The organism is Thiothrix lacustris DSM 21227 (assembly GCF_000621325.1).
Classification (GTDB): Bacteria; Pseudomonadota; Gammaproteobacteria; order Thiotrichales; family Thiotrichaceae; genus Thiothrix; species Thiothrix lacustris.
Window position 1 is genome coordinate 95,704 of the sequence record NZ_KK211258.1, and the last position, 11,999, is coordinate 107,702.

General features: G+C 46.7%; 11 protein-coding genes. 10 read left to right on the top strand and 1 reads right to left on the bottom strand.

Translation table 11 applies throughout. The features are described 5' to 3' along the window. The 4 genes from Q394_RS21765 to Q394_RS0118115 all read left to right on the top strand — a co-directional run. The coding region (locus Q394_RS21765; protein ID WP_028490490.1) for an RHS repeat-associated core domain-containing protein at nt 1-918 on the top strand (918 nt) is incomplete at its 5' end. Beyond that, nucleotides 899-1,453 carry a hypothetical protein gene (locus Q394_RS0118100; protein WP_028490491.1) on the top strand — a complete coding sequence of 185 codons (555 nt, stop codon included), beginning with the start codon at nt 899-901 and terminating at the stop codon, nt 1,451-1,453. The genes Q394_RS21765 and Q394_RS0118100, both read left to right, overlap by 20 nt. A gap of 218 nt (nt 1,454-1,671) precedes the next feature. Then, nucleotides 1,672-3,783: an RHS repeat-associated core domain-containing protein gene (locus Q394_RS0118110; protein ID WP_028490492.1), complete on the top strand. Its 2,112-nt coding sequence runs from the start codon at nt 1,672-1,674 to the stop codon at nt 3,781-3,783. Next, nucleotides 3,774-4,199, top strand: a complete 426-nt coding sequence (locus tag Q394_RS0118115; protein WP_028490493.1) for a hypothetical protein — start codon at nt 3,774-3,776, stop codon at nt 4,197-4,199. Before Q394_RS0118110 ends, Q394_RS0118115 begins: the two co-directional genes overlap by 10 nt. Nucleotides 4,200-4,412: 213 nt before the next feature. Here Q394_RS0118115 and Q394_RS0118125 read toward each other — a convergent pair whose 3' ends face one another. Beyond that, on the bottom strand, nt 4,413-5,648 hold the full coding sequence (locus Q394_RS0118125; RefSeq protein WP_028490494.1) for an ATP-binding protein: 1,236 nt from the start codon (nt 5,646-5,648) through the stop codon (nt 4,413-4,415). Between the two features lie 312 nt (nt 5,649-5,960). Between Q394_RS0118125 and Q394_RS0118130 the strand changes: the two genes are divergently transcribed. The 6 genes from Q394_RS0118130 (at nt 5,961) to Q394_RS0118155 (ending at nt 11,997) form a co-directional block, all read left to right on the top strand. Continuing rightward, nucleotides 5,961-6,386, top strand: coding sequence for a pilin (locus Q394_RS0118130; protein ID WP_028490495.1), 426 nt, complete (start codon nt 5,961-5,963; stop codon nt 6,384-6,386). 30 nt (nt 6,387-6,416) lie between these two features. Then, nucleotides 6,417-6,881 (top strand): pilin, encoded by a 465-nt coding sequence (locus Q394_RS23020; protein ID WP_281169664.1) that lies wholly within the window; start codon nt 6,417-6,419, stop codon nt 6,879-6,881. 72 nt (nt 6,882-6,953) lie between these two features. Next, nucleotides 6,954-8,897, top strand: a complete 1,944-nt coding sequence (locus Q394_RS0118140; protein ID WP_028490497.1) for a hypothetical protein — start codon at nt 6,954-6,956, stop codon at nt 8,895-8,897. A 16-nt stretch (nt 8,898-8,913) separates the two neighbouring features. After that, entirely contained in the window at nt 8,914-9,861 is a 948-nt protein-coding gene (locus Q394_RS21085) for a glycosyltransferase family 2 protein (protein ID WP_084260529.1), read from the top strand. Further along, nucleotides 9,861-11,102: a glycosyltransferase gene (locus Q394_RS0118150; RefSeq protein WP_028490498.1), complete on the top strand. Its 1,242-nt coding sequence runs from the start codon at nt 9,861-9,863 to the stop codon at nt 11,100-11,102. The genes Q394_RS21085 and Q394_RS0118150 overlap by 1 nt, the downstream gene beginning before the upstream one ends. Next, a complete protein-coding gene (locus tag Q394_RS0118155) occupies nt 11,095-11,997 on the top strand; it encodes a glycosyltransferase family 2 protein (protein WP_084260530.1) in 903 nt (300 codons plus the stop codon). The genes Q394_RS0118150 and Q394_RS0118155 overlap by 8 nt, the downstream gene beginning before the upstream one ends. Nucleotides 11,998-11,999 lie beyond the last annotated feature (2 nt).

Below are 11,999 nucleotides of genomic sequence, written 5' to 3' on the forward strand. Positions count from 1 at the left end.
CACTACGACCTGCACGGGCGTTTGCTGATGGAAACCAGCAGCACGGGGGTAATCCTTGCCACCTATATTTATGACGAAGCGGGTGTACCGCTTGCTATCCTGCAAGCCGCCAATAGCCCGTATAATCCGACAGCACAAGAACAGGTCATCTACCTGCACACCGACCACCTCGGCACACCGCGCATGGCGACTGACGGCAACCGGCGCATCGTATGGAAATGGGAATCCGACGCCTTCGGCGCAACCCCTGCCCAGCAAGACCCAGACGCTGACAACAAACAAACAGTTGTCAACCTGCGCTTTCCGGGGCAGTATTACGATGTAGAATCTGGCTTGCACCAGAACTGGCATCGGACGTATGACCCCAGCCTTGGGCGGTATATCAGCAGTGACCCGATTGGGTTGGCGGGTGGGGTGAATACGTTTGGGTACGTGGGGCAGAGTCCGTTGGGATGGATAGACCCAACAGGTTTATTAACCGATAGCGTGACAGCAACTTGCGCTAAGGATCCTGTGCTTTGTGCTATCTTAGGTGGTAGTGCTGCTTTGGCTGTTGTACCCGATCCTAATACTGAAGGTGCAGAGACAACAGATGAGGAAACAAAAGATCGAGAGTGTCCCTCTTTGCCAGATACTTTGGTGGGTGATCAAAGTGATCCGCGAGCAGGTCCTAACAAAGGAGTTAAAAAGCATACCAGTGGCCCATTATTACCGGAGTATGGCGGTACAGGTGATTTTGAGACGGACTTGGAAACTTTAGCGGGGTCAGTACGCCCTTGGGAAAAAGGTGATTCTGCTCCACCTGGAAGTTTAGTTGGCGAAAATGGTATCTTTGGTCGCCCGACTAACTCAAGTGGTGGATCAAGCATTGATATACCAGCAAATGGAGGTAAGATTCATGAAACCCTTCATTACTGATCCCCTACAAAATGGCAAATATATATTACCATATCAAATTGGCGGTCTTGCTTTTTCTGAAATTAGGTTAAAGCTAATTAGCTCCAGTATTGTTGGGTATTCATTACCAATATCTCAGTCTTTGCGGGAAACATGGGATTTACACATTTATCTCGATACCGGCATATCAATTACCTTCTCATCAGCTTGTACGGGAGTTGGAGGATGGCAAGAAATGGGAAGTTTAAATATGGATTTTTCGGGTACTGTGGATATGGATAAACAAGTCGAGAGCAAATACTCCATGACTAAGTTCGATAATCCCTTTTTAATAGAGAAAATATATAGCTTGGTTTTCCATGATAATGACATTTACTCAGAGAGTGGATTGATTTTTGTAGATCCTAACGGACAGGAAGTTATCGTAGCTACTGGGGTATCAGCAGGATCAGTTTCCATGAGGATACCCTTTGATGATAATTTTGAGCCAGAACTAGCATACAATGACTATGTACGGGTGAAGTGGAGTGATCTTTCCGTTGTCAAATCCCGATAAAAATCAAAGGGGTCAGACTCGATCGATTAAAGATTTTGCTTTCAGGTATTCGTCAGAATAATCAGGGCAGCGCACCCTGATTATTTTATGAGCTAGACAACGCCAATAACCGCCTCTCCGAAACCCTAACCGATGCCACGGGTGCAATTGCCACCCAATACCGCCAGACCTTTGACGCAGCCGGGCAGTTGTACCAAGCCATCGGCAATATCCAAGGTATGGATGCCACCACGACCTACGCTCACGATGCTGACGGCAACCTAAAAACAGAAACCAGCCCCACTAACCGCACCACTACGTATGACTACGATGCACTGGAGCGACTGAAACAAATTCAGGCCACGCTCAATGGCTCACCTGTCCTAACCCAATACGACTACAACGGGCAAAATACCACGACGCAAACCAAAGCCCCGAATAACGCCACCACCACCCAAGTCGTGAATGGATTTGGTGAAACTACCAGCGAAACCAGCCCCGACCGAGGCACGACCACCTACACCTACGACACGGCAGGCAACCTCAAGACGCTGAAAGATGCGCGGGCGATCACACTCACCCACAGTTATGACGCGCTCAACCGCCTGACCGCTATCACCGCACCGATCAGTGCACAAAACGTTACCTACACCTACGACAGCAATACCACACTCACCACCTGTACCTACGGCAAAGGTCGGCTGTGTAAGGTTATCGACCCAAGCGGCACCACCGCTTTTGCCTACGACAGACGCGGTAACCTCACCAAGCGTGTTTACCAAACCAACGGTATCACCTATACCACTGCGTTCTTCTACGATTCGGTCGGTAAGCTGATGGTTATTACCCTTCCCGGTGGGAACTACATTGTCTATAACCGTGACGGTGAACGGCGAGTCAGTAGTATCGGTACACTGGTAGGGGGAGCCTACATCGATGTACTGGCTTCGGCTGGTTATCGTCCAGATGGACAGCCCCGCGCACAGGTGTATGCGAATGGCGAGGGAATTGGTCACGATTACGACCAAAGCGGGCATCGTATCAGCACCCTGCGTTCCACCGGAGGCATCCGCGAACGGCTGACCTGGAATCTGGAAGGCGAACTGGAAAACCGCACGGTCGGCAGCAGTGCAGCGCTCTACCAATATGACACCTTGGGGCGGCTGAAACTGGAAAACAGCGCCTTCGCCAACCAAAGCTTTGGCTATGACCTCAACGGCAACCGTCAAAGCAATGGCAGTAACGCTTACACCTACACCGCCAACAGCAACCGCATGGCGACCCGCAAGGGCGCGACCCTGAGCCGCGACGCCGCAGGCAATCACACCAGCAACGGGTTGGGGCAAACCTACAGTTGGGACAACTACGGGCATTTCAGCCAGTTCACCCTCAACGGTGTCAGAAAAGCCACCTACCTCTACAACCACCAACACCAACGCACCCACAAAACCCTGTGGAATGGCGCTACCGCACTGAGTACCACGGTTTACCACTACGACCTGCACGGGCGTTTGCTGATGGAAACCAGCAGCACGGGGGTAATCCTTGCCACCTATATTTATGACGAAGCGGGTGTACCGCTTGCCATCCTACAAGCCGCCAATAGCACCTATAACCCCACGGCACAAGAACAGGTCATCTATCTGCACACCGATCACCTCGGCACACCGCGCATGGCAACCGACAGCAACCGGCGCATCGTATGGAAATGGGAATCCGACGCCTTCGGCGCAACCCCTGCCCAGCAAGACCCAGACGCTGACAACAAACAAACGGTTGTCAACCTGCGCTTTCCGGGGCAGTATTACGATGTCGAATCTGGCTTGCACCAGAATTGGCATCGGACGTATGACCCCAGCCTTGGGCGGTATATCAGCAGTGACCCGATTGGGTTGGCGGGTGGGGTGAATACGTTTGGGTATGTGGGGCAGAGTCCTCTACATTTAAGAGACTCGACTGGTTTAAAAACCACTTTGATTACAATTCATGATTACGGAATTGGCACTCATTCAGCCGTATTTGTAGATACTGGTAAGGAGCAACTACTCTATGACCCAGCGGGCAGTTATTCTCCTAATACTAGAGGATCTGGTGATATATTTGATGGTGCAAATATTCATGATTATGTTAGTTTTCACGAAAATTTAGGTAGTACCGTTGATACAAATATGTTGAATACAAAAAATCAACAGGATCAATCCATCATTGATAATATTGAGAAAATGGGAAGTGCTCTTCCATTTACATGCGCAGCCTCAGTATCAAGCGTTTTGGATGGTGTATGTGGTCTAGAAGGCTCTTTTATGCCCGGATTTCTTCAAGATCAGGTAGAGGATGCGAAATGTCCTTGAGAAATAGTCATGCAGCATTAAAAATTGTAGCAATATTATTGCTATTGCTTGTTATTTGTTTAAGTGCGGGAAAAAACTGGATTACAGTTTTTTCCCGCCCCCTTAATGCTGATATATATATATGGATATTCTTTGGAATATTGTTCTTCTTCTATATTCTATTTGCTGATTTTTTAAGTAGGTTAAAATGGCCAGTTGGATATTTATTGTCTTTTTTAATTGGATTGACATGCTCTTTTGGTGCATTAATATTATCTGTATTATTGCGTTATGATGATGGCATGGGTCGTTTTGAGAGTGCATTTAATAATGATTTTTATATACTCATTTTTGCGTACATTTATAGAGGTTTTTTACTAGGTGGTTGGTTTATTTCAATGTTGGCATTATTTTTTTATAAGCAATGGGAAAAATGAAGTAATTGGGGAAATACCCCGATTATTCGGCAGGCAACCTCGGAACGTGTCAAGCTGACCTGAGACCAGCGCGGCAAGGATTATTTGCCGCACATGTACGGTCACGCTAATTGGGTGGAAATTGATGATGTGAAAAAATTGCCGTTGAAGGTGGCGGATATTTACCGGCGGTTGACGACCTGACCTGACGTAGAGACGCAAGATTTCGCGTCTCTACAAACACCCTGCTGGTATCTGGATGATCTTGTCTGCCAGCATTTGAATATTGGTGCTGTTATTCACGACGATTCCGAAAGGCAGTTCGTGCTGCTCCACAAACTGTCGTAAAGCGGTTAGTTGCTTCACTGCCGTTTGCTGTCCTAGCTTGATTTCAATGGGTAAGATACCAAAGCTGCCGTCTAACACTAGATCAACTTCAGCACCATTTTTGGTACGAAAATAGTAATAATCCCAACGTGTGACGCGAGTTGCCTGTATTCCCTTTATGATTTCTTCGCTGACAAACGACTCAAAGTTATGCCCGACTTGGGGGTGACGTAATAAGGCTTCACGGGTTTCGATGCCTGCCAGATAATGTGTCAGTCCACTGTCACGCAGCATACCTTTGGGCATTTTCAGCGCTGATTTGCTTTTGCTGTTTTCAAACGAAGGGACTGTGCGCCATATGTAGGTTTTGTCAGCAATCTCGATGTAGTCGCGGATCGTTACTTCCGACACATCGACTGAACGCCCTAGTTGCGCTTTATTGATGATCGTGCCCGACAAAGAAGCCAGCATACTGATGAAGCGCCGATAACGGATACTATCCAGACGCGGGAACAAGCGCCGGATGTCGCGATTGATGTAGGTCTGGTAATAGTTTTCCATCCATAACCCAAACGCATACGTATCCTGTGACAGTACAGGTTCAGGATAGCCACCGCGTAAAAATAGCGGAATGACATCAGGGATCGGATTTTCCAGCTTTTTCAGGTGCTCCAGTGTACCCGTCGTCAGTGGCTGCTCAAAAATACGGTAAAACGGCGGCAATGGTTGCCGGAGAACTTCGTTCATTTTCAACGTGCCGATTTCAACAATGGCAATGCGCCCCGCCAGCGAATCACTGGCTCGCTGTAACAGTTCAGGTGAACTTGAACCGGTCAGAATAAAACGCCCTTTTTCATGCCGTTTAGCATCAATCACACCGCGCAGGTGACGGAACAATTCAGGGGCTTCTTGGGCTTCATCAATGATGATATGACGCGGGTATTCACGGAAAAAGAAATCGTAGTCGCGGCTGATAAAGTCGTGGTCTGCGGCATTTTCCAGATCGAAGTAGCGCCAATCGTTGCGAAGTTGTTTGCTAAGGGTGGTTTTTCCGGTTTGCCGCGCACCAATCAGTAATACCACCGGAAACAAGGTGAGTAGTAGATCAATTTTGGTGGCAATATTACGCTTTAGATCAGACATATCCTAACTCTACATTAGGATTTGTCTGGTGAAAAGGTTTTTACGCTACAACTTCGACATCCAATGCTCGACATGTACGGTCACGCCAACTGGGTGGAGATTGATGATGTGAAGAAATTGCCGTTGAATGTCACATTCTCCCATCACCTGTCACAAACTGACACCCATAGTTGTTAAAGATTACCGTCTATCCATGAAAACCAACCACTTGTATTCAGTTTGCAGTTGGCACGCCTCCTGCATTATCACTGGCGTCTCTGGACATTAAAATATCCTAACTAATCCTAACAATAAGGAATGACCCAAATGAGTATGAAAGCTAAAGCCCAAAAAGGTTTTACCCTGATCGAATTGATGATCGTAGTTGCCATTATCGGCATTTTGGCTGCGATTGCACTGCCTGCTTACCAAGATTACACCAAGCGTTCACACGTATCTGAAGGTATCAACCTTTCTGGTGCTGCGAAATTAGGCGTTAGCGAATACTATGCTGACCGTGGTACATGGCCTACAACAAACTACGCAGTAGGTTTGGCTGGTACTATTAAAGGTAATGCGGTGAACAGTGTTGGTATCGGTGCATCTGGTGTTATTACCATTAGCTACAATACCAAAGCAGAAGCTGGCAAAACACTGTTATTAACACCAACTGATGCTGGTGGTTCTGTAACTTGGGATTGCAAAACAGGTGGTTCACTGAACAACAAATATCGTCCATCTACTTGCCGCCCTGGTTAATTTAAGGTCAGCATAAAAGAAAGCTTTCATTTGAAAGCTTTCTTTGTTTGTGAAAATTCAAAATGGCCAACCATCATGAAAAAAAACAAACATCAAGGTTTTACACTGATCGAACTCATGATTGTTGTGGCAATCATCGGCATATTATCTGCTATAGCTCTTCCTGCTTATCAAGACTACACTAGACGTGCACATGTAACAGAAGGATTACACATTGCTGGTGGAGCTAAAACCGCGATAGCAGAGTATTACTCCAGTATGGGGGTGTATCCCACTGATAATGCCACCGCTGGTATTACCGCTGCGAATCTTATTCAAGGCAATGCTTTGCGTTCACTCCAAATTGACAGTAGTCGTATTATTCTTACCTACAATACCCGGGTGAAAGCGGGTGCAACCATTATCATTCAAGGCAGTGAGCAAGGCGCTTCATTTACTTGGACATGTACAGGTGGCACAGTGCCAGCCGTGTACCGCCCAACAAGTTGCCGGTGAATAACATTCATGGCTGATTCATATGTAGTAGCACAATATTGATAGCAATTAACTACATAAGAAATCATTAATATGTTAACAATGTTGGGCTATCTTGAGCGACGGACGACTGCCATTTTTGCATTTCTTATTTTACTACTGCTGACGACAGGGATTTATTGGCAAGGCTTAGATAGCCCTTTTATTTTTGATGATGTTCCCAATCTCAGCCCCATGGGTAAATATCAGTACCTTGGCTTTTGGCATGATGTTGGTTTGTTTTTATTACAAGGCGATAGTGGGCCAACAGGGCGCCCGATTAGCCTTGCTAGTTTTTATTTAAATGCAAATGCTTGGGAAAGTGCCTCAGCCTTTAATTTTAAGTTAACGAATGCTGCAATACATCTGATTAATGGAATATTGATTTTTTGGCTGTCGTTACGATTGACGCGTTTAATTACATTGCCTGATGCCTTCAGGGTGTGGTGTTCACTAGCGACCACGGCTATTTGGCTGTTACATCCCATTCAAATTAATACGGTGCTATTTGTTATTCAGCGGATGACAGAACTTAGTACGTTATTTACCCTTATTGGCTTACACAGTTATTTATACGCTCGCCAACCGATTGCTGACTCAAAATATTCAGGTGCACTGTGGTTGATATTAGGCATGGGCGGGAGTTTGTTACTCGCACTGCTGAGTAAAGAGAATGGCATTCTGCTGGTGGTCTATGTCTTGGTGATTGAGTATTTTCTATTGCGTCCCTTTCATGGTTCAGTGTCTCCACGCATGACGCGCAGCCTATGGTTGATGGCATGGTTGCCTTTTTTCTTATTGTTAGCCTACTTACTCATGACTGGTTGGCAACACAGTGCTAGTACTGCACGTGCTTTTAGTGTTATGGAGCGTTTGCTGTCTGAATCACGGGTATTGTGGAGTTATTTAGGGCAAATCTTTCTGCCCAGTTTACAAGGCACTAGCCTGTTTCATGACGATTTCCAAATATCCAGAGGCTTATTTGCACCGGTAACGACTTTTCTAGCAGTGCTTGGCATTTTTATGTTGTTGGGGGTCATGGTCTTTATGCGCCGCTCACAACCTGTACTGGCGTTTGCTATTGCGTGGTTTCTTGGTGGGCATTTATTGGAGTCAACGACTATTCTGTTGGAGCTCTATTTTGAGCACCGCAACTATTTACCTTTATACGGTATAGCATTTGCCATCGTGTATTACGTTGCTATCAGCTTACAACGCTTTAATAAACTGCGGGGTATTTTGTTGGCATCCTTGAGTTTATATACCGTGTTGTTGGCTGGTATTACCTTGCACAGTGCTCAACAATGGGCTGATCCTTTAAATATGGTGATTGGCTGGTTAGAACAACACCCTCGTTCACAACGCACGCTGGAAACACTCGATGTGCTGATTGGCGAACATATTAATCCTAATACACGTCAACAACTGCTTAAGGAGTTAGAGCAAGCAGGGCAGCAACAAAATACCTCTTCTTATCTCAAATTAAAGCCGCTGTTACAGGCCTGTCAGGCAGGCACGCTGACTCCCGCACAGCTAAATCAGACACTGGTTGCATTGCCCAATAGTGGTTTTGTCGCCTCTGCACCTAAGGTGTATGCAGATTTGGTCGATCAATGGCTAACGAATCAATGTGGGCATGTTGAGGCAACCGATATGTTGAATTTCAGTAAAGCCCTACTCGCTATTCCTGACTTACAACAGGGTGATATGCCTTACCTGTTGCACTATTGGCAAGCACAGATTCAGGTAAAACAGGGTAATCTAGATGCAACGATACAGCATCTGGAAACAGCGTATGCCATGAAGCCAGATATCGATAATTTGCTGTTGCAGGCTAGCTATCTATCTTCAGCAGGTTTGTATCAGGCCGCCCGCGATAAAATAGAGACAGCACCTTCTACACTATGCACAACGTGGCGCCAATGCTGGATAGTAGCCTTACGCCAACAAGACTTAGATAATATGACGTCAGTGCTAGCGAAACAGTTACAAAAATAATAAGGGATTCCTGCTCATGACCACCTTGTCGATCATTCTGCCCGCCAAAAATGAAGCCGAAGGCTTAAAAACCTTCCTGCCACGCTTGCGCAAACAGTACCCAATGGCTGAAATCATTGTGGTGAATGACGGTTCCACTGATAGCACCGCTGAGGTTTGCCTTTCCAACGGTGTTTATGTTGTGACCCACCCCTACAGCATGGGCAATGGTGCGGCGATCAAAAGCGGGGCACGCCACGCCAGCGGTGAAGTGCTAGTGTTCATGGATGCTGATGGGCAACATCAGCCAGAAGACATCTCGCGTCTGCTGGGACACATCAACAATGGCTATGACATGGTGGTCGGTGCACGGGATGGTCATTCACAAGCCTCCAAAGCGCGAGGTTTCGGTAATGCCTTTTATAACCGCCTAGCTAGCTATATGACAGAACAGCCGGTGAAAGACCTGACGTCGGGTTTTCGGGCTGTTAGAGCACACAAGTTTCGGGAATTCCTGCATTTATTGCCCAACGGTTTCTCCTACCCTACTACCTGTACCATGGCGTTTTTCCGTTCGGGTTATAGCGTCAAGTATGAGCCGATTACTGCTCCTAAGCGTATCGGCAGTAGCCATTTGAATGTTATGAAAGATGGTTTTCGCTTTTTGCTGATTATTTTTAAGATTGGTACGCTGCATTCACCGCTGAAATTGTTCATGCCGATCAGCTTGTCATTTTTTATGACCGCCTTGGGTTACTACCTGTATACCTTTGTCAGTGAAGGCCGCTTCACCAACATGAGTGCGTTGTTGTTTACAACATCGATCATTATTTTTTTGATTGGTTTGGTATCAGAGCAGATTACCAATTTGGTTTACCAGCAGGCAGCTTCCACTAAAGTGGAGGGTATTCCGGGTAAAGAAAATCACACCTCTGAGATGGCATCACCCATAGGTAAACCAGCTATGGCCGAACAGGCCGCTTGATGATGTCGGCAAAACCCACATTACTCGTTACCGCGTCTACTTTTCCGCGCTGGGAAAGTGATAGTGAGCCGCGCTTTGTCTATGACTTGTGTGTAAGGCTGACGGAGACGTTCCATGTGGTAGTGCTTGCGCCTCATGCACCGGGCGCAGCCAGCTATGAGCAGTGGGGGCAACTGCATATCCACCGTTACCGCTACGCACCCGCAGCACTTGAAACACTGGCTTATGAAGGCGGCATTACCGCGAACCTCAAGCAACATCGTTGGAAATGGTTGTTGTTGCCGGGATTCTTTTTCGGGCAATGGTTGGCTTTGCGGCAATTATTGAAAACTTATCCGGTGGCGGTCATTCATGCCCATTGGTTGATACCGCAAGGTTTGATGGCCGTCGTGGCTACCTATGGAAAAATACACAAACCCCGTTTGCTTTGCACCTCTCATGGTGGTGACTTGTTTGGCTTGCAGGATAAGGTTAGCTTGCAACTTAAGCGTTGGGTCATCAAGCATTGCGATGCCCTCACGGTTGTCAGCCATTTCATGGTCGGAAAAGTTCAGGCATTGGCAGGCGATACAACGCCACCCATAAGCGTTATCCCGATGGGGACGGATCTGGAACATACGTTTGTGCCCGATCCTACGGTTCACCGCCTTCCCAATCAATTGCTGTTTGTTGGGCGATTGGTGGAGAAAAAAGGGGTGAAATATTTGCTTCAGGCGTTGCAGGAGGTATCAACGCAACGTCCTGATACCACGTTGGTGATCGCAGGTTCGGGGCCTTTGCAGGCGGAGCTGGAAAGTATGGCGCAGGCGTTGGGGTTAGCCCAACAGGTGACATTTGCTGGGCGATTGGAACATAAAGCATTGGTGCGGCTTTATCAGGAATCCACCGTTGCTGTCTTCCCGTTTGTGCAGGCAAAAGATGGAGATATGGAAGGCTTAGGGTTGGTGATGGTGGAGGCAATGGGGTGTGGTTGCCCGGTGATCGCCAGTGATTTGCCTGCGGTGCGGGATGTGGTTAATCATCGGGAAAATCTCTGTGAACCTGCCGACCCAACTGAGTTAGCAATCTGCATTCAACGTACATTGGAAAACTCATCTGAAACTCAGGGCATCTACTGGCAGGCTCAGCATCAGGCAGTGTGTAAATCTTTTGGGTGGGACAATATCAATTCCCAATACCAAACATTAATCGAAAAAATAATAGATTCGCCTGCCTTTCAAGAGGCATTACCCAATGCCTAGTTCTCCTCGTATTTGCGGCCTAATGCTTGCTTATTTTAAAGCAGACATGACACTTAAGTGTTTACGAACCCTGGCAGGGCAGGGCATAGAAACCATTATGTTGGTCGACAATTCCCATTGCCCAGAAGAACATCAGCGCACCTTGCAGTTAGTTCAGCATTTTCCTAAAGGCTGGCTGAAAGTGGTGATTGCGGAAGATAATTTGGGGTTTGCTAAAGGCATGAATCTAGCATTAGATCATGCCCGGCAATTAGGAGAATGGGATTATTTCCTTCTGCTAAATAACGATATTACAGCCAAACCTGATTTGGTTAGCCAGTTAGTTGAATACATGCAGCAACAAGCCAATATTATGTTGTTAGGTGTTCATGCTGATGCAGGTGATCACTTACAAGGTAAGTTGTATTACCAACGTTTAACTGGCCTTATGTTTACCAAGCCTGCTTTGGGTAGCTTTCCGGTCGTTCCGGGGTATTGTGTACTCATTCAACCCACTGCCATTTCAGATCATTTATTTGATCCACGTTATTTTATGTATGGTGAAGATGTTGAATTAAGCTGGCGCATGTTACAGCAAGGGAAAAAAATAGCTATTCTGCCGAAGCCATTGTTAGCCCACAAATCGGCACAAAGCAGTGGTGAGGCTAGCTTATTCTATGAGTATCATATCAACCGTGGACACTGGTTGATTGTTCAGGCATTGGGACATAATCATGTTGAGCGAATCATCATGTATACATTGCGGCTATTGCTTCTGAGTGTTCGGGCAGTGCTTCGCAGTTGGCGTTTTCGCAGTATGACACCTTTGAAAGCGTTGCTTATGTCAGGTTTAAGACTACCCATCAGACCCGCACTCACCGTAAAGCCTCATGAACAAACCTATACTGTGGCATAGCC

What these genes read in the sequence shown, in the direction of transcription:
- Q394_RS0118150 (WP_028490498.1), top strand. Translation starts at nt 9,861, where the DNA reads ATGATGTCGGCAAAACCCACATTACTCGTTACCGCGTCTACTTTTCCG.
- Q394_RS0118140 (WP_028490497.1), top strand. Translation starts at nt 6,954, where the DNA reads ATGTTAACAATGTTGGGCTATCTTGAGCGACGGACGACTGCCATTTTT.
- Q394_RS0118115 (WP_028490493.1), top strand. Translation starts at nt 3,774, where the DNA reads ATGTCCTTGAGAAATAGTCATGCAGCATTAAAAATTGTAGCAATATTA.
- Q394_RS0118155 (WP_084260530.1), top strand. Translation starts at nt 11,095, where the DNA reads ATGCCTAGTTCTCCTCGTATTTGCGGCCTAATGCTTGCTTATTTTAAA.
- Q394_RS0118130 (WP_028490495.1), top strand. Translation starts at nt 5,961, where the DNA reads ATGAAAGCTAAAGCCCAAAAAGGTTTTACCCTGATCGAATTGATGATC.
- Q394_RS0118110 (WP_028490492.1), top strand. Translation starts at nt 1,672, where the DNA reads ATGGATGCCACCACGACCTACGCTCACGATGCTGACGGCAACCTAAAA.
- Q394_RS21085 (WP_084260529.1), top strand. Translation starts at nt 8,914, where the DNA reads ATGACCACCTTGTCGATCATTCTGCCCGCCAAAAATGAAGCCGAAGGC.
- Q394_RS0118125 (WP_028490494.1), bottom strand. Translation starts at nt 5,648, where the DNA reads ATGTCTGATCTAAAGCGTAATATTGCCACCAAAATTGATCTACTACTC.
- Q394_RS0118100 (WP_028490491.1), top strand. Translation starts at nt 899, where the DNA reads ATGAAACCCTTCATTACTGATCCCCTACAAAATGGCAAATATATATTA.